Consider the following 21616-nt stretch of genomic DNA (forward strand, 5'->3'; position numbering starts at 1 on the left):
CCCCATGAATCAACTATGGACGCTATTGAAACGATGGGGTTTGCCCCTGATGACTCGGATCGGCCTGGCCATGCCGCTGCTGCTTGTGCTGGGTACCGTGCTGATGCTGGTCGCCATCTGGTGGCTCGGGCCGCAGTGGATGTGGCGTGAACAGCACCCGCTGGCCAGCATGGCGCATCGCAGCCTGGCCAGCCTGGTGCTCGTGCTGGTGCCGCTGTTGTGCTGGCTAGTGGTGCTGCGCAGGCGATACGTTCGCCTACAGGCTGAGCGCAAGCAGGCGGTGGCCGCTGAGCTGGACAGCGTATTGCCGCTGGTTCAGGCGCAAGAGAAAGCCTTGGACCAAGGACTTTCGCGATTTCTCGATGGCGCAGGCGGGCGACGTGCGTTGTATCGGTTGCCCTGGTACTTGGTAATAGGCGACCAGCATGCCGGTAAGACCAGCTTCATCGATCGCACAGAACAAAGCTTTTCCCTGACCCGTATCGACAAGGCACAAGCACGAGGCAGGCAGGCCCAAGCGCTGGCCTTTCCGATAGGTTGGTGGGTCAGCAACGATGCGGTGATCATCGATCCGCCAGGGGCGTTCATGAGGCAGGAGTCGCTGGCAGGCTCGCCCGTCGACGAACCAGGCGCACCGCATGTATCACCTGCGGCCCCCGCCAGATTGTGGCAGCACCTGCTGGATTGGCTATTGCGCAACCGCAGCCAGAGAGCCCTCAATGGCGTATTGCTGGTAGTCGACTTGCCTGCGCTATTGCATGGCACGCCTGAGCAGCGCGTTGCCTTGGCACATGTGTTGCGCACCCGTCTGTACGAGGTCGGTAGTCAGTTGGGTTCGCGGCTGCCGCTGTATGTGGTGCTGACCAAGTTCGACCTGCTGGATGGGTTCGACCAGCTCTATGCCGGTCTTTCCGTCTCGATGCGGGAAAAAATGCTCGGTTTCACGTTCAAGCTGGATGCGATCGGCACGTTCGACGCTTGGCTGGAGGAGTATGGCGATCAATACGAGCAGTTGATCAGCCAGCTATTCGAGCAGGTGGTGGATCGGCTCGATGCGCTGGACAGTGCTGCGCAGCGCGCGCGCCTGTTCTCATTGCATGCCCAATTGATCGGCTTGCGCCCAATACTGCTGGGGTTTCTGAAGGAAGCGCTGGCCAGTGATCGCTACACCACGCCGGCCTTGGTACGTGGTGTGTACTGGTCCTCGGTCATCCAGCAAGGTGACATGTTCAATGCGTTCGTGCGCGAAGCCGCGCAGCCCTACAAGACGAAGCTCCCTCTGCTCGAGGGCAAGGCGCAAGGCAAGGCGCTGCCGTACTTCATTCAGCATGCGTTCGGGCGCGTCATCTATAAGGAAGCCGGGCTTGCTGGGGACAACATCAAGGTGGCGCGCAGCAAGCGCCAACTCCTATGGGTCGGCTCTGGGTTGGGCATACTGGCTTTTTGTGTCGCCATCGCCAGCTGGCAGCGCTTTTTCGACATCAATGGTGCCAAGGCTGCCAACGTGCTTGCCAAAAGCAGGGAATACAGCCATCACGAGGTGGATCAGCGTATGGATCCTACCGGACGTAACCTGCTGGAGCCGCTGGACCAGATTCGCGATGCGGTATCCGTATTTGGCGACTACCGCGTTGCATGGCCGGGTGTTTCCGATATGGGGCTGTATCAGGGGCGCGCCATCGGCCCGCGTGTCGATGAGGCATATCTCAGCTTGCTCTCCAAGCGGTTCCTGCCGGCCTTGGCCAGTGGTGTGATCGATACCATGGATGCGGCTTCGCCAGGCAGTGAGCAGCAAATGGCTGCCCTCAGGGTTTACCGCATGCTGGAAGACCGCCAGAACCGCCGCGCCGAATGGGTCGAAGAGTGGATGGCCCGACAGTGGCAGCAGAAATTCCCTGGCCAGGGGCAACTGCAGCGCGACCTCATGCGGCACCTTAAGTATGCCTTGGCCTACGCCGATACCGACCTGCCGCAGTACAGCCAACGTGTCGCCGTGGTGCAGGCAGCGCTGCGCAAGGTTCCGCTAGCCGAGCGGGTTTACGCCGGCCTGAAACAACAGGCGGGGGAGCAGTTGCACACCGGGTTGGACTTGCGTCATCAGGTCGGGCCGGCCTTCGACGTGGTGTATCAGGCGTCCATGGGCGCCAGGAAGGGTGATGATGTGCTGTTAGCGCCGATGCTCACGGCCAAAGGCTTCAAGGAGTACTTCGAACCACGCAGTCAGAGCTTCGCCGATTTGGCGATGATCGACCAATGGGTGCTGGGCGAGCGTAGCCAGCTCGATTATTCGGATGCCGACCGGGAGGCGCTGAGCGAACGGCTGCGCAACTTATACAGCGCCGATTACATTAACAGTTGGCGCCGTGCCCTCAACGCATTCAGCGTGGCTGATTTTCGTGACCTAGACCATGGTGTCGCGATCTTGCAGCAGTTGACGGGGCCTGCGGCGCCGCTGCATCGATTGATCGATACGGTAAGGGACAACACGTCGCTGTCATCGACTGGCGTTGTTGAGGCGGCAGATGAAGCCAAGACAGTGCTGCCGACAAACAGCAAGCCTGAGCATCAGCAGGCGTGGACTATTCAAAGGGCCTTTGCCGGGCTGAGCGCGATGCTGCAGGGAACGGCAGAGAGGCCTAGCTACTACGATGAAACCCTGGCTGCTATCACAGCCGTGCACGACTACGCCAAGGCGGTGCAGGACAGCCCGGACCGAGGCAAGGCTGCACTGCAGGCCGTGCATCAGCGCTTTACGATGACCGGGCATGATCCCATCGGCACCTTGCAACGGGTATCCATCGGCTTGCCTGAGCCGATCAACCACCAGATCCGAAAGGTGGCTGATCAAACGGCGCAGGTGTTAAACGTTGAAGCCCTGCGCGAGCTGGAACGGCGCTGGGACGCCGAGGTGTACAGCTTCTTCCAGCAGCGCCTGGCAGGCCGATACCCCTTCGTGGCCAGGGCGCCCGATGCCTCCCTGGATGACTTCGAGGCGTTCTTTGGGCCGAAAGGTCGGCTACAGCAGTTCAATGATCAGTATCTGAAGGTGTTCCTGAAGGACAACCTCGAAGCCCTGCAAGCCGGGCAGCAGGGGCAGTCCCTGATCCGCAGCGATGTGATCGAGCAGTTGGAACTGGCAGACCGCATTCGTGAAACGTTCTTCGATCAGCGCGGCAACTTGAGTGTGCAGTTCAGTATCGAGCCGTTAGGGCTGAGTGCGAACCAGCGCACCAGCTTGCTGGACCTAGACGGTCAGTTGATTTCCTACACCCATGGCACGAGCCAGATCACTGGCATCATTTGGCCAAATACGCTTGGGCAACATGTGCGTAGCAACCTGACGCTGCTTAGGCAGAACGGCAATAGCAGCAGCCTGGAGTATCGAGGGCCATGGTCCATGTTTCGCCTGCTCAGTCGCGGTTCGCTCAATGGGCGGACGGCGACCAGCGTGGACCTGAGCTTCAGGACCGGTGATGGCGTGATGCGCTATCGGCTCAGCGCTGAGAAGGCCTTCAACCCGATCACCCAGGAGCCTTTCAAAGGGTTCCGATTACCGCGCGGTTTGTTGCAACAGCCACCCAAGATTGCACAGGCCAGGTAGAGTCCCCTGGGCAGCAGGTCGGTCACAGTGGCGAGATCATCCGGCAAGCGCTGCTCGCAATCGCTTCCCAGCATAGAAGAAGAGGCCCAAAGGCCTCTGTCTTCCCACACTTGAACTCTACAGCGGCGCGCCGGTGCTCGCTTCAGGCGCCGAGGTCAGATGGATCGCTGAACACAGCAGGCGCAGGGCGATGCGGTCGCGTTCTGGCAGGGCGCGGAAGTGCTCGAGCAGGTTCGACTCTTCTTCACTGAGCGGGCGGCACGAAGGGGTGGCGCGGCCCTGGGGCAGTTTGCGTAAGAGCTGGATCAGATAGTTATTCTTGAATGCCATACATCACCTTGCTTGTGTCTCCATCCCTGGGCGATTGCTCTGTGTCCTTGCGTGGGCGCAATGCCCAGACAAACACGTGGCGGAATTTGCAGTGTAGGGGCATGTAGCCATGCCCCGCATCCCGCGCATCATTACATTTGTTTTCCACACCCGCTGGCCAGGTTTCATGACGCGCGGTGCAGCGAGCAAGAAACAGAGTGTGCTGTTCATCGCCCTCCCTGAAAGTGGTGTTGCCAACCCAACAACCCTTTCAGGATGAGGTCCGATCATGCAATTGACAGGCAAGGTAGCCATTATCACTGGTGCCAGCTCGGGTATCGGTCACGCCGCCGCGCTCTTGTTCGCCCGCCACGGCGCCCGGCTGGTGCTCAGTGCGCGACGGCAGGCGGCGCTCGAGCAATTGCTCGAGATGCTTGGCCGTGAAGGCTATCCACTGGCGGTGGCGGTGGCGGTCGCGGGGGATATCAACGACCCCGCCCTGGCCCAGGAACTGGTGAATACTGCCCAGGGCCATTTCGGCGGCCTGGATATCGCATTCAACAATGCTGGCACCCTGGGTGAGCTGGCGCCGTTGCCGGCGTTGTCGCTCAGCGCCTGGCGGCACACCCTCGACACCAACCTCACCAGCGCCTTTCTCTGCGCCCAGGCACAACTGCCGGCACTGCAGGCCCGAGGTGGCGGTGCGCTGGTGTTCACTTCCAGCTTCGTCGGCCATACCCTGGGCCTGCCCGGCATGGCCGCCTACGCTGCCAGCAAGGCAGGGCTGATCGGGCTGACCCAGGTCATCGCCGCGGAATATGGCGCCCAGGGCATTCGTGCCAATGCGTTGTTGCCGGGTGGCACCGACACGCCCATGGGCCGCAGCGTGGCGAACAGCCCCGAGGCGCTGGCGCAGGTGGCGGGGCTGCACGCGCTCAAGCGCCTCGCGCAGCCGCAAGAGATCGCCGAGGCGGCGTTGTTCCTCGCCTCGCCAGCGTCGAGTTTCATGACTGGCGCGGCGTTGCGGGTGGATGGCGGGATATCGATTGTGCGCTAACCGAGCAAGCTGGCGTACATGAGCATTGCGAGGTTGCTTGCAATGCAGCATCAGCGCGTATCAAGGTTTCTCGTACAACAAGGGCCGCACTGCGGCCCTCAGGGTGGGTGTCAGTCTGCCTGCTTGGGTGCGAAGCGCAGGATGCAGCAGGCGATCACCGCCGACAGCAACGAGCCGAGCAGGATGCCGATCTTGGCGGCGTCTACCTTGTCGGCCTGGCCGGGGAAGGCCAGCTCGCCAATGAACAGGCTCATGGTGAAGCCGATGCCGCACAGCATCGCCACGCCATAGATCTGCAGCCAGCTGGCGCCGCGTGGCTTGCTGGCCAGGCCGCTTTTCACCGCCAGCAGCACGCCAGCGAACACGCCAAGCTGTTTGCCCAGCAGCAGGCCCAGGGCGATGGCCAGGGGCAGCGGGGCGAAGATGTCACCCCAGCCCAGGTCGCCGAACGAAACCCCGGCGTTGGCAAAGCCGAAGGCCGGTACGATCAGCAAGCCCACCCAGGGGGCCAGGCCGTGTTCCAGCTTGAGCAGCGGGCTGGCCTCGCGGGCCTTTTCAGTGCCGGTGCTGTAGGGAATCAGCAGCGCGCCGACCACGCCGGCGATGGTGGCGTGCACGCCCGACAGCAGGGTCACGTACCACAGCGCGGCGATGCCCAGCAGGTAGGGCCACAGCGCGACCACGCGCAGGCGATTGAAGGCCAGCAGCACGGCGATGATAGCGGCGGCGCCAGCCAGCGCCAGCAGGTCGATCGACGAGGTGTAGAACACCGCGATGATCGCCACCGCGCCCATGTCGTCGATGATCGCCACCGAGACCAGCATCACTTTCAGTGACAGTGGCGCATGGCGCCCGAGCAGCGCCAGGGCGCCGACGGCGAAGGCGATATCGGTGGCGGCGGGGATCGCCCAGCCGCCGGCCAGGCCGGGCTCGCCGCGGGACACGGCCAGGTAGATCAGCGCGGGAACCGCCATGCCCATCAGCGCCGGCAAGGCCGGCAGGCGGCGTTGCTCCCAGCTGGCCAGGCGGCCGTCGACCAGCTCGCGCTTGATCTCCAGGCCCACCAGCAGGAAGAAGATCGCCATCAGGCCATCGTTGATCCACATGTGCACGGTCATCGGGCCGAGCTTGTCGGTCAGGGTCGGGCCCACGGGCAGGTGCAGCAGGTGCAGGTAGGCATCGGCCCAGGGGCTGTTGGCGATGACGATGGCCAGGGCGGCGGTGAACATCAGCAAGACGCCGCCGGCCGCTTCGGTGGCCAGCAACTCGCGCAGCATCGAGCGCTTGTGGGAAAGGGGGGCATGCATGGTGCGGTCCTCGTTCATGACGTCGCCCTCGCGAAGGCAGCGGCGCGGCGGGCAACAGGCACGGCGAGACGATGGCGCCGATTGCGACGGGCCACTGCGGCGATGAGCGAGAAGAAGGATGGGTAAAGCGGCGCGGCAAGCCATACCGTGAACACACGGGACGGAAAGCGCCATGGGGATAGCAGGCATGCGTGCAACATGGTCGAATCTCACGGAAAACAAATGAATGTTCTCCGTATTCGGGAAGGGCTCCCGGGCGCACGCAGCACACGCCAGGCGCACATTCTAGCGATGCGGATGGGTGTTTGCCTCGGTTATTTGCGTCCAAATGTTGCCGGGTGCGCTTGTCAGCCTATCGGGGCTTGCGTAGCATCGACGGCCAGGAGATGGCATTCCTCCTTGAACCGCCTTCGGCTTTTCCTATAGAGCCTAGTGCTGATGATGCCTGCGCCAACCCCCAGTGGAGGGGTGCGCAGGCGCTTGCCTGCCTCTCCATGGGGGTCTTTCCGACCTTTGATGGAGCTTGTCGATGTACCTGTCCTTATTTTCCGTTGTCGTCGGTGGTAGTGCCGGTTGCGTGCTGCGCTGGTGGTTGGGCCTGCGCCTGAATTCGCTGTTTGCCGGCATGCCCATGGGCACCTTGCTGGTCAACCTGGTTGGTGGCTTGATCATCGGTGCGGCGATGGCGTTGTTCCTGCGCTTTCCCAACCTCGACCCGGCTTGGCGCCTGCTGATCACCACCGGTTTCTGCGGCGGCCTGACCACGTTCTCGACCTTTTCCGCCGAGGTGCTATCGATGCTCATGCATGGCCGCGCAGGCTGGGCGATGGTCACGGTGCTGGCGCATGTGCTGGGTTCGCTGTTGATGACCTTCGCCGGGTTTGCCTTGGCGCGCTGGCTTGCTTGAAGGTGGCGTTGCGCGCGTGCACAGCCGCACACCCGGTAATCACGGCCGGCACATCAAGCGCTGGCGCTCGTAGTTCACCGCCTTGTCCCGCTCCGGCAACTGGTAAGGCGCCGTGCATTGCCGCTCGCCCCATTTCAGGCTCAGCTCGCCCTGGTCCTGCTCCAGCAGCACCAAGGCCTTGCCGCTTGGGTCGGCAATCGCCAGCTGGCGGCCTTCGGCATCCTCCACCGAGGCGCCAAACGGCAGCGCTTGGCCATTGCCATCGAACAGCTCGAACTGCACGCGGCGCCCGCTCTTGCCGGTATAGCGGGCCAGCACCACGGCGCCGCGGCGCGGCACCAGCTGCTGGGTGGCGTTGTCTATTTCGATGTCGCCGCCCAAGTCGCGGGTGTCCAGGCTGATCCAGTTGACCCGGTACGGCTGGGCGTTGGGGATCACCGCATAGCCGTTGCGTCCGGTTTCCACACCGCTGTAGCTGCTGATCTTCGCGCCCTTCACCCCAGGCACCTGGGCCAGGGCGAAGGTCTCGCTGACGGTCTGGCCGAGGTTGATGCCGCCACCGTGGGCCACCACCGCGCCGGCCAGGTTGAGGTTTTGCGAGTCGTAGCCACGGCCCTGGCTGTAGCCCAGGCTGATGTCGGCCACCGAGGTGCGGGTGTTCAGGTTGGCCGAGGCCGAGTTGCCGCTGGTGCGGCTGTGGCCGCCCTGGATCGAATAGAAGGTGTCGCTGGTTTCCGACAGGTAGCCGTTGACGCCCGCCTGGGTGGTGGCGTTGCCTTTCTGCGTGCTGGTGGTGACGAATGCGCGCGGCGCCCGCACGCGGCTGCCCAGCGGGAACGACACCGAGAGGTTGAACTGGGTGTCGTCGCTGGTGGGGCCGGCGTTGTCCAGGTCCTTGGTGTGGCTGACATCGAGGTTGTAGGTGACCTCGCCCCAGTTGTTGCTGTAGCCGGCCGACAGGCTCTGCGAGCCGCCACGGTTCCAGTAGCGCTGGTCGATGGCGGTCAGGTACAGGCTGCCGAACTCGCGGTTGCGCCCCAGGCTCTGGCTGATGGTCAGGTCGGTGCGGGTCTTGGAGTTGCCACTGCGCCTGCGTACGTCGCTGCTGAGGTCCTCGATGTGGTTGGTGAGGCTGCGAAAGCCCTCGGTGGAGTAGCGGTAGGCGGCCAGGGTGAAGTTGGTGTCGGTACCGGTGAAGGTCTTCGCGTACAGCGCCCGCAGGCTATTGCCCTGGGTGGTCTGGCCCTGGGCCTTGCTCGAGGAATGGGTGACGTCGAGGGAAAACGCGCCCAACAGAGTGTTCAGCCCGCTGCCCACGGCCAACGCTTTGTAGTCGTCGGTGGCTTGCAGGCCGAGCACGCCGGTCAGGGTGTTGGACAGGCCGTAGGCCAGCGTGCCGCTGAGCATCTGCGGCGTGGCCAGGCCCTCGCTGTTGCTGTTGTAGCGCCCGGCGGACAGGCTGTACTTGACCTGGCCGTCGCGCACCATCAGCGGCAGGCTGGAGAACGCCTGCACGCTGACCCGGCGGCGGCCATCGGCCTCGATGATGGTGATCTCGAGGTCGCCGTTGGAGCCGCTGGGGTAGATGTCGCTGATCTCGAACGGTCCGGGCGGTACGCTGGTGGTGTACAGCACGTAGTTGTTCTGGCGGATTTCCACGGTCGCGCTGGTCTGGGCCACGCCACGCACCACGGGGGCATAGCCGCGTTCGCTGTCGGCGCGCATACCTTCGTCCGAAGCCAGTTTCAGGCCACGGTAGCGCACGCTGTCGAACAGGTCGGCGTCGCTGAAGATCTCGCCGGCGCTGAACTGGCCCTTGAGCGCGGTAACGTCGTGTTGCAGGTAGCTGCGGTTGCTCTTGAAGGTATCCGGCCGGCCGGTGCCGCTGCTGAAGTTGGACTCGTTGCGCAGCCGCCAGCCGCCCAGGTTTAGGCCATTGCGCAGGCTCAGGTTGTTGGCGGTGCGGGTCTGGTCGTCGCTGGTGCTGCGGCTGGTGTTGAACTGATAGTTGACGAACGCTGCGGATACACCCTCATCCCACAGTTGTGGGTCGACGTAGCCGCGCAGTCCGCGCTTCATGGCCAACTGCGGAATGCTCGCGGCCAGGCGCAGGCGGTTCGAATCGTAGCTCAGGCTGGCCTGGGCGATCAGCGTGGGCAGGTCGTGGCAGGCCTGCGCTGTGTCCAGGCGTTCCTGGGCCCTGAGCTTGTCCATGTCGATGCCCAACTGCTCGAGCAGCTCCAGGGTCAGGCAGGGCTCCACCCGCCCGGTCTGGTCGTTGCGCTTGAAGTCGATGTCACGTCGGCCCACCAGCACCTCGTTGCTGTACAGGTCGACCCGGTAGTTGCCCGGCAGCACACTGTTGGCCGACAGCAGCAACTGCAGGTCGACCGTCGATTGCGCGCCCTGCAGGAAGGTGGTGTTGAAACCCAGCAGTTGCGTGTCGGGGGCGGAGTCGGCGGCGGCCAAACCGGGCAGGGCGGCGCCGATCACCAGCGACAGGGCGTTGCGTTGCCAGGTCGGGCGGGGCGTGCCGCGCTTGGACGCGCGCGCGCCTGCATCGGCCCCGCGGACGGGGCGGGCTGCGATGGACAGAGACATACGAGGAACCTATTTCATGTCCCGGCACGGGCTAGGCACGGCAAGGCCGCACGCAAACCGGCGCGCGAGGTAGGGCGCGACGGTTTTCAGAAGGCGATGGTGGGTTCTGCGGGCTTGGCGTTGGCCGGTTGGGCGTTGTCCAGACGCGCCGAATATTTATGTTGGGCGCCATAGTCGTTGATGTTCTTGAAGGTCAGGGTCAGCGAACTTTGGGTCGGTGAAAGCACGCTGCCCAGGGTTTTTTGAGCACCGGGCGCAATCATGGTCGAGTCGGCGGTGAAGACGGTTTGTTTACCCAGCTTCAGTTCGATATCGGCCATGGACACGTGATACAAACTAGGGTTTTTCACGGTCAATTGCGCTTTACCCGCGTGCGCGGTTAGTTGCCAGACCAGTTGTTCCGGTGCCAACAAGGCATTACCGGGCAAGTTGGCCGGGCGGAAGAAAATCTTGATGCGTTGGCGCACCGCCAACTGCAAGGTATTGGCTTGGCCACTGGCTTGTGGAATTTCCTGGACATTCAGCCAGACCACCGATTCGCGATCGCTCGGCAGGCCTTGGCCTTCATACAGAATGCGCAGCAGTTGCTCTTGCTTGGGCAATACCCTGGCCAGTGGCGGGGTAATGGCGAACGGCACTTGCGCCAGTTCGCTGTCGCCACCATCCACCCAGGATTGCACCAGGACTTCCTGGTTGCCATTGCGCACGGTGACGTTGGCTTCCTTGTGCGCGCCGTCGAACACGACGCGGGTGGCGCTGAGGGAAATACTGGCGGTTGCCTGGGCGGCGGCGAGCATGCCCAGCAAGCCGAGCACGGGATACACGGAACGACGCAACATGGTCGGGCACCTTGCGGGATGAACAAGTGGCGAGGCTTTGCAGCCTCGCGCATGGGGCACCTGCGGGGCGATTACTCGTACTGCAGGATGAACGGCAGGGTGGCGTCACCACGACCGGCGGTGGCGGTGCCGGCAGCGCCGGTGGTCACGTAGGCGGCGGAGAAGCTCAGGGTGGCGTCGCCGCCCTCGGCACCGGTGCCGTGCACGTCGCTCTGGATCTTGGCGGTGGCCGCCGAGCTCAGGTCGATCAGGTTGCCGGCAGGGTCGAGCAGGGCGATACCGACGTTGGCGGCGGTGCCGGTGCCTTTGGTCAGGGCCAGGACTTTCTTGCCGGTTACCAGGCCCGAGCCGCCGCTGTTGGCGTCGAAGACCATGGATACCTTGGTGCCCACGTTGCAGTTGACGTTGAGGTTGAAGTCCTTGCCGGTGACGCGGCCCGATGCCGGGTTCTCGGCGGTGCCCATGTCCTTGATCGAGACAGTGCCCATGTCCACGGCGATGACGCGGTCGGCATTGGCGCCGTCGACCGAGCAGGCGTCATTGTTGATCACGCCGGTGAAGGCGATCTTGCCGCTGCCGCCTTTGATCGGGCCGCTAGGTTCGGCGGCGAAGGCGCCGGCGGAAGCGGCGATCAGCGACAGGGTCAATGCGGCCAGGGAGAACTTTTTCATTTTGATGTCCACGCGATTATTGGTAAGTGCTGCATGTGAATGCACGCTTACGATAAGTCGCGTGGAGGGAGTGGCACATCAGACGAATCTGAATGGTAGCTTGGTGCCATTATTTCAATTAAAAATATTGCCGGCCAGGCAGTAGGCCAAGAGTTCCTGATCACTGCTTACATCAAGTTTGCGCATGGCCGAAACTTTTTGCGCGCTGATGGTCTTGGTACTGCGGTTTTGGCTGTGGGCAATTTCACTGACACTTTTTCCGGAAACGAACAGGCGCAATATTTCAAACTCCTTGGGCGACAGGCTCTCTACCCGTTGATCGAGCGCGGTGGTGCAGGCGACGACCGAGTTGCGCGCCGGGGCTTGCGAGCGGTAGGGATTGTTGCGGGCGACGGCATTGAGGGCTTTTTCGATTTCGCCGTGCAACTGGCTCTTCTGGATGACGCCGTCCACCCCCAGTTCATGCAGCCGCGTGAGGATCAGCGGGTTGGAAATCATGGTCAGGACCAGGATACGTACCGTCGGGTAGTTGCGCTTGAGGTAGTCGATCAGTCTCAGGCCGTCGCCATAGGGCGAGTCGGCCGGCATGTTGTAGTCGGAGATGACCACGTCTACCGGTTGCGCTTCGAGCAGATCGATCAGCCCTTGCGAGCAGACCGCTTCGCCGACCACGCCAAAGCGCGCGTTACGCTCGACCAGTTCGCGCACGCCGAGCAGCACGATCGGATGATCGTCGGCGATGATGACCTTGAGTTTTTCCATAAAAGACGACCCGTTAGCCGGTGCGGATGGGAGGGGAATTCCATTGGGGTTCAGCGTATGGGGAGATTCTATTGGAGTGTGGCCAGGATTGCCGCCAGCCTGGCCAGCACCTCTTCCACGCGCCCGGCCAGGGGCGCATCGAGCGGTGCGCCGAGCAGGGCATTTTCCAATGCGCAGCATTGCTCGGCCAGGGCCCGGGCCTGCACGGCGCCCAGGGCGCCGGCGATGCTGTGCAGGTGCTGGCCCAGGCGCTGGCTATCGCGCTGCGCCAGGGCCTGGCGCAGGTGATCCATGTCCTCCTGCAGGGTGCTGACGAACAGCGCGCGCATGGCCGGCGACAGTTGCACGGTGTCGGCTGGCACCGCGACCAGGGTGTCAGGTGCATCGCGGCTGGGGCCTTCGACCAGGCTTGGCCGGCACAAGCGCACCAGGTGGCTGCGCAAGGTTTGCAGGCTCAAGGGCTTGACCATCCAGGCATTCATGCCCACTTCGAGGCAGCGTTGGCCCTCCTCGCGCAGTGCGTTGGCGGTGACGCCGATGATCGGCAACTGGGCATCGTGCTGGCGTAGCGTCCTGGCCAGTTCATAGCCGTTCAGCAGCGGCATGTTCACATCGGTCAGCACCGCGTCGAACAGGCCGGGCTGCCAGCGCTGCAGGGCTTGCTCGCCATTGGCCGCGAGCACCGTGGTGCAGCCCAGCGCTTCGAGCTGCTCCTGGAGGATCGCCTGGTTGATCGGGTTGTCCTCGGCCACGAGGATATGCAAACGCAGGGCGGCACGCTGTTGTCGTACCGCCTGCTGGTCATCTGCCACGCCGCCCTGGCGGACCCGGGCAATGGCCCGGGCGATGGCGCGTACATCGTGCATGTCCACTCGCCAGCGCCCCTCGACCCAGGCTGCGGGCACGGGGCCGTCGCTGCTGGCGCAGATGCGCGTGCCTTGCCAGGGTTCGGCGTCCGGGCAATCGAGCAGGTCCACCCGCAGGGCCTGGGCGTTGTCTTGCTCCTGCGCCGGGATCGTCAGGGTCGCGGCGATGCCCAGGCGCTGCAGCCAGTCGACGCAATGCTGGGCCAGCTCCGGTATCGGTGCGCGGACATACACCGGGCTCGGCTCGGGCGCCAGTTGCGGACAGTCGCCCAGTGCGCCTTCAGCCAGCGGCAAGCTGACCTTGAGTGAAAAGCTGCTGCCCAACCCTGGCTCGCTGACCACCTTGATCTGCCCGCCCATCATCTGCGCCAGCCAGTTGCAAATCGGCAGGCCCAGGCCCGCGCCGCCCTCGCTGGTGGCATCCATGACCTGGTAGAACAGCTCGAAGAGCCGAGCTTGTTGCAGCTCGGAGATCCCGATGCCGCTGTCGGTCACCTGCCATTCCAGGCTGACCTGGGTGGCGTCGATCGCCAGCACGCGGGTGCGCAGCACCACCCGGCCAGTGTCGGTGAACTTGATGGCGTTGCTCAGCAGGTTGTTGAGGATCTGCCGGATGCGTATCGGGTCGCCGACCACATGCGCCGGCAGCTGTGCATCGGTGCAGGCATACAGCAGCAAGCCCTTGCGCTCGGCAAAGGCGCGATAGGTGCGCAGGGTGTCCTCGAGCATGTCCAGCGGGCAGAATGCCACGGGCTCCAGGGCCATTTGCCCGGACTCGATCTTGGACACGTCGAGCACATCGCTGATCAGCTGGAACAGGGTCGCCGAGGAACGCTGGATGGTGTGCAGGTAGCCCTGCTGGCGACTATCCAGCGGGGTCAGGCCGAGCAGTTCGAGGGTACCCAGCACGCCGTACAGCGGGGTACGGATTTCATGGCTCATGGTCGCCAGGAACAGGGTCTTGGCCTGGTTGGCGGCGTCGGCGGCGCGGCGTGCGTCTTCCAGTGCCTGGGCGTCCTCGACATGGCGGGTGACATCGCTCAAGGCGAGCAGCTTGACATCCTCGCCGTGATAACGGGTCGAGACGAAACCGACCTTGAGGTGACGCCCGTCGATCTGCACGTGATGCTCGCCGCTGCGGCTGTTGTTCAACTGCGGCGCAAGCGTCTTGATCAGCTCGCCGCTCCCGTGCCACTGCTGGGCACATTGGTTCTCCAGGAGCACGGCATGGTCGGCGTCACGTACCACGCACAGCCCGGTTGGGGCGGTATCGATGACCACCCGGCTGAAGGCCTCGCTCTCGGCGATGGTTTCGTGGGCCGCGCGGGCCGGCAAGATGACCCGCTGCTGGTACCAGCGGATGGCCACCCGGCCCAGGCCGAAGATCACCAGGAAGGTGACGGCGAGGCTGGCCAGCGACCAGAACGCATAGCGGAAGAAGTGCTGGTAGGTCACGGTGTAGACCGCGCTCCAACCGCCGTTGGCCTGTTCGTGCAGACGGAACACCAGGCCGTTGGCCTTGAAGTTCAGGCCCTCTTGCAAGTCGGCCAGCGGCACGGGGTCGCCGATCAGGACGCTGCCGGAGGGGGCGACCAGGGTGAAACGGTCATACACGGTCCAGGCCATGATGCGTTCGAAATCGTTGATCTGAGCCAGATCGACCAACGACGCCACCTGGAATCGTCCAGCGCTGGCCCGCGCCGGGTCCTGGACAATACTGGCGAACGCCAGTACCCGTGCCGGTGAGGCCTGATCGGGATGGGCGACGTAGCTGCGCCAAAGGACCGCGTCCTCCTGCGCCCAGGCGGCTTCTGTAGGCAGGCGCGCGGCCACCTGGCCGATTACTGTCATGAAGGGTTCGTTGCCACTGACCGTCTGGCCACGACCACGGCCGGCGGCGGGCACGGCGATATCGTAGTGCATCCCTGGCGAGAACAGGATCACCTGGGGCGAGCGGTAGTGGGCGGCCGACCAGAAGCTGCTGTAGAAGGCGGCGAGGTTCGCGCCCTGGCTGAAGATGCGCGGCATTTGGCTGCTCTCGACGCGCTCGCGGTCGAGTTTGACGCTGAATGGCAGGGTGAACGAGAACGCCTGGCCTTCGAAGATTTCCGGGCCTTCCGCGACCATGGGTGTCAGTGATGCATCCAGGGGGCGGTGCCGCTCGAGCAGTTCGCCTTCGACGCTTTGCCGCACCAATGCCTTCAAGAAGTACTCCTGCTCGCGGATGTTCTCCATCAGGCGGGCAAAGTGAATGTTCACCGTGTCATTGTGCTCGTCGATCAGGCGCTGGATCGACCAGACGCTGAAAGCCAGCAGCAGCACGGCCAGCCCCAGCAGCGCGGTCATGCCTTTGTTCAGGCGCAGAGAGCTGCGGGCAAGGTTTTCCAGCAGGGCGTTGTACTGTTTCATTGGGGGCAGCGGAATCCGGAAGGCCTGGGAGGCGTCGATATCAAATGGATATTACCTCCGAAGTTCGGCCTTCACAGGGGTAATGCAAATTAATAGGCCGCGGGCGGGCCATCGCTGTGCAGCAGGTGCTGGAATTGATCGACCGACACGGCGTGGGAGATCAGAAACCCTTGTACCTGGTTGCAGTCGACCTTGCGCAGCATTTCCAGCTCCTGGGGCGTCTCGACCCCTTCGGCGACCACGGTGAGGCCAAGCTTGCGGCCCAGGGCGACGATACTGGCCAGGGCCGAGGCCAGGCTTTCGCTCTCATCGCAGCGTTGCACCAGCGCGCGGTCGATCTTGAGCTCGGTGAAAGGCGTCGAGACCAGGCTCATATAAGAGCTGTAGCCCTTGCCGAAGTCATCCTGGGACAGGCCGAAACCTTTCATCCGCAAGCGACAGGCGCCGGCGTAGAAGTTGCTCAGGTCTTCGGGGATCGAGCACTCCATCAGCTCGAAGCACAGCTTGGCGGGCACCCCCTGGTGGTGCAGGACGAAGGCCAGCAAACGGTCGGCCAGGTCATGGCTGTTGAGCAGGTGGGTCGGCAGGTTGATCGACACCGGGATGTCATAGCCCTGCTCGCGCCAACGCGCCTGGGCGTCCATGGCCTGCTTGAGCATTGCCCACAACAGGCGCTCTTCCAGACCGAAGGCGTTGAGGGTCGGCAGGAAGGTGCCCGGCAACAGCACGCCTTGTTCCGGATGCATCCAGCGCACCAAGGCCTCGGCGGCGACGATGCGGCCGTTGTGCAAGGACTTCTTGGGTTGGAACCAGGCCTGGAAGGCGCGGTTGTTCAGGGCGTCGACCAGGGCCTGGCGGTCAAACTCAAGGGCGGCCGGGGTGCTTTGCGTGGTGGCCTGGCGGCGCAACTGCAACTGGTCGATCAGACTGCGCAGGGCCGCGGGCTCGACCGGCTTGGAAATCAGCCCGAGCACATCCACGCCCAGGTTCTTGGCCACCAGGCTGGCGGCCATTAGCATGCGCCGCGAGGCGGCGCTCATGATCGCCAGGCCCGGCTTGTGACGCAGGCTGGTGAGGTGCTGGATGAACTGCACGCCATCCATGCCCGGCATCAGCAGGTCGGTCAGGACCAGGTCGAAGTCGCGCAGGCGCAAGCGTTCCAGGGCTTCCTGGCCATCCCGCGCGGCTTCCAGATGAAAGCTGCCCAGTTCACTGAACAGGTGTTGCAGGTACATGTGCTGGAATGGGTGGTCTTCGACGATGAGGATGTTAAAGGGCTTCAAGACGGCTACCTCGATACGGGGCCAGGCAGTTGAACAGGGCTTGCAGGTTGAAAGGTTTGATCAGGCAGCGGTCCATGCCGGCGGCCAGGCACAGCTCTTCCTCGCCGCGCAGGGCATTGGCGGTGGCGCCGATGATGGGCAGGGCGCAGCCTTGCTGGCGCAGGGCGCGGGCCAGGGCGTAGCCGTTCATGCCGGGCATGTTGATGTCGCTGAGCACCAGGTCGAAGCGCTCGTGCTGCCAGGCATGCAGGGCCTGCTCGCCATCGCCGGCCAGGGTCACGCTGCAGCCGAGTTCCTTGAGCTGGTCGCGCAGGATCAACTGGTTGATGACGTTGTCCTCGGCGACCAGCACGTGCAGCCCGAGCGGCTCCGGTGTGTCTGCGTGCATCAGGGTTTCGCCGCGTGCGCGGTGCAGGCCCTGGGCCTGGCTGACCGCGTGATGCAGTGCGCCGAGGTCGGTGAGGTTCACCTGCCATTGGCGCGAGTCTTCACGGGCCTCCCAGCTGCCGAAGGCACTGGCCATGATGCGTGGGCCAAGCCATTCGGCCACCAGTGGCTGTTCGAGGCTGCCCGGGTGCAGTTCGAGCAACAGTTCGCAGGTTGCCGGGCCAGCGCTGGGCGGCATGCCCACCTGGGCCCGTGCGCCCCAGCGGCACAGCCAGCCGACGAAGGTCTCGGCCAGCTCGTGAATGGGCGAGACCACATGGATGCGCTCGGCCAGCAGGTTGAAGGGCGCAAGGGCAGGAGCGCTGGCGGCTGAGGTGACTTCCAGCGGCAGGGTCAGACTGAAGCTGCTGCCCAGGCCCAGCTCGCTGACCAGGCGCAACTGGCCGTTCATCAACTGCGTCAGGCGCTGGCAGATGGCCAGGCCCAGGCCGGTGCCGGACACCAGCTGGGTATGGCCTTCGCTTTGGTAGAAGGGGTCGAAGATGTTCGCGTGGTCCTGCTCGGCAATGCCCTTGCCGGTGTCTGCCACCTGCCACAGCACCGAGGAGCGCTCGCCCTCGCGGTTGAGCAACCTGGCGCGCAGCACCACGCGGCCGCAATCGGTGAACTTCACGGCGTTGCTCAGCAGGTTATTGAGGATCTGGCGGATCCGGTTGACGTCGCCGATCAGCCGCTCGGGCAAGTGCGGATCCAGGCAACCATAGAGTTGCAGGCCTTTGTTCCTTGCCGCTGCGCTGTAGCTTTGCACCACCTCCATGGCCAGCTCCGCGACGCTGAACTCGCTGCGCTCGAGGGCCAGTTGGCCGGCTTCGATCTTCGACACGTCGAGCACATCGCAAATCAGTTGCAGCAGCGTCGCCGACGAGCCTTCGATGGCTTGCAGGTAATCACGTTGCTGCCCATCGAGGGTCGTGCGGGACAGCAGCTCCAGGGTGCCGAGCACCCCGTGCAGCGGCGTGCGGATCTCGTGGCTCATGGTGGCCAGGAACTGGGTCTTGGCCTCGTTGGCGCTGTCGGCGGCGCGCCGGGCATCCTCCAGCGCCGCCTCGATCTGCTTGCGCGCGCTGATATCGCTGAACACGCAAAGCACCACGTCCTCGCCCTTGTAGCGGGTCGGCGCGCAGCTCAGGTAGAGGTGTCGGCCTTCACGGGTTTCGAAGTCATCGCCGCAGGCGACACAGGGTTCGGCGAACGCCTGTTCGATCCAGGCCGCGCTGCGCGAAACCCGGGCTTCTCCCAGCCACTGCTGGGCCAGGTGATTTTCCAGCACCACCTGGCCGTCGCTGCGACGCAGGACGCACAGCGCCACCGGCGCGGTCTCGATCACGTCGCGATTGAACAGCTCGCTTTCGACCAATGCGCGGATGCGTTGCACCGTCGGGCTGATGAACCGCTGTTCGAAGCGGCGCATCAACAACAGCATCAGGCCGATACTGAGCAGGCAGAACAGCAGGGCGCCGACAATCTGCAGCCAGAGTCCGGAGAGGATGGCGAGCAGGTCGATGGCATACACCAGTTGCCAGTCCGACGACATCAACGGCTTGTTGATGACCAGGTACTCCGGCAGCAGCCCTTGGCCGACGAAACCGAAGAAGTCACTGCCCTGATGGGCGAGCAGCAACTGGCTCAGCCCAGGGTCGGAGCTGTTGCTGAACACCAGCATGCCATCGGCGTTGTACATCATGAACTTGCCTGATGTCGCATCGTCCAGGGTGGGCGAGACTTCGCGGCTGTCGATCTCCAGCCCCAGCCAGCCGGAGTCCGGGTCGCGCTGGTCGAGGCGTTGGAAGATGTACAGGTGTGTGTGCTGCTCGTCCTGGTCGGCCAGCCACAGTTCCTCGACCGTGGCGGGCAGGCGCGCCTGTTCGGCCTGCAAGCGCCGCAGCAGTGTGGCGGAGGGGGTGTGGGCGTGGGCGATGGTGCTGTACAGCCAGCGTGCCTGGCCCTGGGGGCCGGCGCCGACGTACAGCAGGTTGACCTGCTTGGCGCGCAGGTAGTCGCACATGCGTTGGGTCAGCCACAGGCTCCATTGCTTGCCCGGCGTGTCGCCCAGCAGCAAGTGCACTTCCTCGCTGGGCACCTTCGCCATCGGCAGGCTGCCCGGCGTGGTGCGGGCAATGGCCGAGAGGCTCAGGCTTTCCAACAGCGCTTCACGGTTGGTGAAGAAGGTGTGCGCCTCGGCGATCGCGCTGCTCATGTAGCCGCGGCGCTTGGAGATGTCGGTATTGAAGCTGAGCAGCAGGAAGCTGTAGGCGCCGCCGAGGATGCCCGCCGATAGCACCAACGCCAACAACCGAAGCAGGTGGCGCGCCGCTTCAGGGTTGGAGAGCAGTGGGTTGATCTGTTGCAGGTAGGTTTTCAGTCGCATCGGGCGACTTTAGGTGGGGGGATGGCAGGACGATATCAGACGATCCTTAAAGCCATTTGCGCCCAGGAGGCTCAGGTGAGGGGCTTTCGTTGTTCGCTTTGTGATGGGTATCACATCATCCGACGTGTCTAGTACCGCTTATCGGATAGGCTGGGAGTATAGGGGTTCACCAGGGAGAAAAACGATGGGCATCAAGGCATTTGCAGCGTGTGTAGTGGCTTGCCTGGGGTGGGCGGCGCAAGCGCAGGCAGCCACGGCTATCGGCTCGGGCGTGCTGCAGTTCACCGGCAGCATCGTCGAGTCCTCCTGCCGGGGAGAGGCAGGGGCCATGGGGGTGCGGGTGGCGGACTGCCCTTCGCTGGCGCAGCGCAGCCAGGTCGATGTCCGGCGCGTGGATCGCCAGGCGCAGGAGGTGCAGGCCATTCGGGCTGATGCGCAGGGTGAGCTGTATCGGTTGGTCGATATCAAGGGACAACCGCTGGCCCAGGGTAATTATGTGGTGATTCTGACCGCGCCTTGATGATCAGCCTGTGCCATAGCGGCGTTTCTTTTGCCGGTACATCTGGTCATCAGCATGGCTGAGCAGCGTATCGGCATCGCTACCATCCTCGGGATAACAGGCCACGCCGATGCTGCAGTTGGGCATGGCGATCCCATTGCAATCAGCGCCCAGCGGCTCGGCCATGGTGGCGAGGATCCGCGCCAGCGTCTCGGCCAGCGCACCCGCCGCCGCGGTGTCGGCCAACAGCACGGTAAATTCGTCGCCGCCCATGCGCGCCACGGTGTCGCGCGGCCCCACGCAAGCCTTCAGACGCTCGGCGAGGGTGCACAGCACCCGGTCGCCCGCCGCATGGCCATGCACATCGTTGATGGCCTTGAAATCGTTGACGTCGAGAAACAGCAGCGCCAGTGGCCGCTGCTGGCGCTGCGCCTCAGCTAGCGCCGAGGCCAGCCGGGTATTGAACAGCGCGCGGTTGCACAGCTTGGTCAAGGGGTCGTGATGGGCGAGAAAGCGCAGCTCCTCCTCGGCCTGGGTGAGCGCCGTGATGTTGCGCGCCACGCCGATCCGCGCGCCGAGTTCGTCCGACCAGAAGGCCGCCCAGAGGATATGCACGATGCCGCCATCCTTGCGCAGGTAGCGGTTGCGAAAATCGAAGTGGGCATGGCCGTTCATCACCCGGATGATCGAGGCACGGGTCGCTTCGAGGTCGTCGGGGTGCATGTAGTGGGTGATCGGCGTGCCGATCAGCTCGTCGGCACGGTAGCCAAGCAAGGCCTCGCAGGCATTGCTGACGAACACGATGGTGTTGTCCCGGTCGACCACGAACACGGTGTCCAGCATCAGCTGGATCAACTTGGGATAAAGCGCTTGCAGGTCTAGGGGCATAGGGCAGAAAGTCCGGCGCAGAGGGCGTATTCGCGAACGGCGGCGGGCGTCCTTGCCGGCTGGGTACAGGGCCGCAGGTTGCGATATGCGGCGCGTGGCCAGCATACACAGAGGCAGCCTGGTGGCACTAGGCTCTGTATGAAAAGTCTTGAGGCGAAGGTCAGCAGAGCCTAACGGGGGGCGAAGTTCAGCTTTCGCCGGACAGGTCGGCTTCGGCGGCCAGGCGCTCGCGCTCGGCCTTGCAGATGTACCTGGGTTTTTTCGGGGCGAGCTTGGCGCTCGCCTTCTTGGCGTGGGCTTTCAACAACTGGTTGATTTTCTTGCGGCGGTTCATGTGCGTCCTCTGCCCACGGTCATGTGGGAGCGGGGATTGTACATGGGCTCAACGGCGATAGTAGCGGTAGTCTTGTTGGTAGCGATGGTGCATGGCCCGCTCGTGGTGGCGCTCCCAGTAGCGCTGGCGCTCTAGCTCGCGACGGTGCTGTTCGCGGCGCCATTGCTCGCGCCGCCACTGTTCGCGACGCCAGTCGTCGCGACGGTCGTGCCAGCGCTCGTCGTGCCGATAGCGCTCGTCGTGCCGATAGCGGTCGTCGTGGGCAAGCAAGGTAGTGGCGGGCTGTGCGGTCATCTCGGCAAGGTCCGGCCAGGGGCTGGCGGCACGGGTGGTGGCTGCGGGCTCTTGGACGAAGGTAAGCGGTGCTGCCGCTGCCGAGCCCGCTGCCACGAGGGCGAACAAGCCGAAGAACAGCGTGCGCGGGGAAAGGGTAGTCATGAACGGGGGCAGCCTCTGCGGGACAGTGGG

General features: G+C 64.0%; 17 protein-coding genes and 1 riboswitch. Of the genes, 5 read left to right on the forward strand and 12 right to left on the reverse strand.

The window, feature by feature from the left end; translation table 11 throughout:
• Positions 1–4 precede the first annotated feature (4 nt).
• Positions 5–3601 carry a type VI secretion system membrane subunit TssM gene (gene tssM / locus ACODS5_RS03215; protein WP_489107888.1) on the forward strand — a complete coding sequence of 1199 codons (3597 nt, stop codon included), beginning with the start codon at positions 5–7 and terminating at the stop codon, positions 3599–3601.
• A 117-nt stretch (positions 3602–3718) separates the two neighbouring features.
• Here tssM and ACODS5_RS03220 read toward each other — a convergent pair whose 3' ends face one another.
• Complete coding sequence (locus tag ACODS5_RS03220; protein WP_134692167.1) at positions 3719–3931, reverse strand: hypothetical protein; 213 nt, start codon at positions 3929–3931, stop codon at positions 3719–3721.
• A 109-nt stretch (positions 3932–4040) separates the two neighbouring features.
• Here ACODS5_RS03220 and ACODS5_RS03225 point away from each other — a divergent pair, with 109 nt between their 5' ends.
• Both ACODS5_RS03225 and ACODS5_RS03230 read left to right on the forward strand, forming a co-directional pair.
• Positions 4041–4190 (forward strand): hypothetical protein, encoded by a 150-nt coding sequence (locus ACODS5_RS03225; protein WP_489107889.1) that lies wholly within the window; start codon positions 4041–4043, stop codon positions 4188–4190.
• A 9-nt stretch (positions 4191–4199) separates the two neighbouring features.
• Positions 4200–4967 (forward strand): SDR family oxidoreductase, encoded by a 768-nt coding sequence (locus ACODS5_RS03230; protein ID WP_489107890.1) that lies wholly within the window; start codon positions 4200–4202, stop codon positions 4965–4967.
• A 110-nt stretch (positions 4968–5077) separates the two neighbouring features.
• On the opposite strand, the gene nhaA is transcribed toward ACODS5_RS03230, so the two are convergent.
• Positions 5078–6274 (reverse strand): Na+/H+ antiporter NhaA, encoded by a 1197-nt coding sequence (nhaA, locus tag ACODS5_RS03235; RefSeq protein ID WP_489107891.1) that lies wholly within the window; start codon positions 6272–6274, stop codon positions 5078–5080.
• A gap of 373 nt (positions 6275–6647) precedes the next feature.
• Positions 6648–6729: riboswitch (Fluoride riboswitch) on the forward strand.
• A gap of 74 nt (positions 6730–6803) precedes the next feature.
• Between nhaA and crcB the strand changes: the two genes are divergently transcribed.
• Positions 6804–7181, forward strand: a complete 378-nt coding sequence (crcB, locus tag ACODS5_RS03240; RefSeq protein WP_134692173.1) for a fluoride efflux transporter CrcB — start codon at positions 6804–6806, stop codon at positions 7179–7181.
• Positions 7182–7220: 39 nt separating this feature from the next.
• On the opposite strand, the gene ACODS5_RS03245 is transcribed toward crcB, so the two are convergent.
• The 7 genes from ACODS5_RS03245 to ACODS5_RS03275 all read right to left on the reverse strand — a co-directional run bounded on the left by ACODS5_RS03245 (position 7221) and on the right by ACODS5_RS03275 (position 19427).
• Complete coding sequence (locus ACODS5_RS03245; protein WP_489107892.1) at positions 7221–9782, reverse strand: fimbria/pilus outer membrane usher protein; 2562 nt, start codon at positions 9780–9782, stop codon at positions 7221–7223.
• A gap of 86 nt (positions 9783–9868) precedes the next feature.
• Entirely contained in the window at positions 9869–10621 is a 753-nt protein-coding gene (locus ACODS5_RS03250; RefSeq protein ID WP_134692177.1) for a fimbrial biogenesis chaperone, read from the reverse strand.
• Between the two features lie 71 nt (positions 10622–10692).
• The gene (locus tag ACODS5_RS03255) at positions 10693–11292 is read right to left on the reverse strand and encodes a fimbrial protein (protein ID WP_134692179.1); all 600 of its coding nucleotides are present in this window, start codon (positions 11290–11292) and stop codon (positions 10693–10695) included.
• Between the two features lie 114 nt (positions 11293–11406).
• Positions 11407–12054 carry a response regulator gene (locus tag ACODS5_RS03260; protein WP_489107893.1) on the reverse strand — a complete coding sequence of 216 codons (648 nt, stop codon included), beginning with the start codon at positions 12052–12054 and terminating at the stop codon, positions 11407–11409.
• A 68-nt stretch (positions 12055–12122) separates the two neighbouring features.
• Positions 12123–15329, reverse strand: coding sequence for a hybrid sensor histidine kinase/response regulator (locus ACODS5_RS03265; protein ID WP_489107894.1), 3207 nt, complete (start codon positions 15327–15329; stop codon positions 12123–12125).
• Positions 15330–15418: 89 nt separating this feature from the next.
• Positions 15419–16612, reverse strand: a complete 1194-nt coding sequence (pvrR, locus tag ACODS5_RS03270) for a response regulator cyclic di-GMP phosphodiesterase PvrR (protein WP_489107895.1) — start codon at positions 16610–16612, stop codon at positions 15419–15421.
• On the reverse strand, positions 16599–19427 hold the full coding sequence (locus ACODS5_RS03275; protein ID WP_489107896.1) for an ATP-binding protein: 2829 nt from the start codon (positions 19425–19427) through the stop codon (positions 16599–16601). The genes pvrR and ACODS5_RS03275 overlap by 14 nt, the downstream gene beginning before the upstream one ends.
• Positions 19428–19611: 184 nt before the next feature.
• On the opposite strand from ACODS5_RS03275, the gene ACODS5_RS03280 reads away from it, so the two are divergent.
• Positions 19612–19947: a hypothetical protein gene (locus ACODS5_RS03280; protein ID WP_134692189.1), complete on the forward strand. Its 336-nt coding sequence runs from the start codon at positions 19612–19614 to the stop codon at positions 19945–19947.
• A gap of 3 nt (positions 19948–19950) precedes the next feature.
• On the opposite strand, the gene ACODS5_RS03285 is transcribed toward ACODS5_RS03280, so the two are convergent.
• The 3 genes from ACODS5_RS03285 to ACODS5_RS03295 form a co-directional block, all read right to left on the reverse strand.
• On the reverse strand, positions 19951–20814 hold the full coding sequence (locus ACODS5_RS03285) for a GGDEF domain-containing protein (RefSeq protein WP_134692191.1): 864 nt from the start codon (positions 20812–20814) through the stop codon (positions 19951–19953).
• Positions 20815–21001: 187 nt separating this feature from the next.
• Entirely contained in the window at positions 21002–21148 is a 147-nt protein-coding gene (locus ACODS5_RS03290) for a DUF2986 domain-containing protein (protein WP_489107897.1), read from the reverse strand.
• Positions 21149–21196: 48 nt separating this feature from the next.
• Positions 21197–21586 (reverse strand): hypothetical protein, encoded by a 390-nt coding sequence (locus ACODS5_RS03295; RefSeq protein ID WP_489107898.1) that lies wholly within the window; start codon positions 21584–21586, stop codon positions 21197–21199.
• Between the last annotated feature and the right edge of the window lie 30 nt (positions 21587–21616).

Source organism: Pseudomonas sp. FG47 (genome assembly GCF_057809115.1).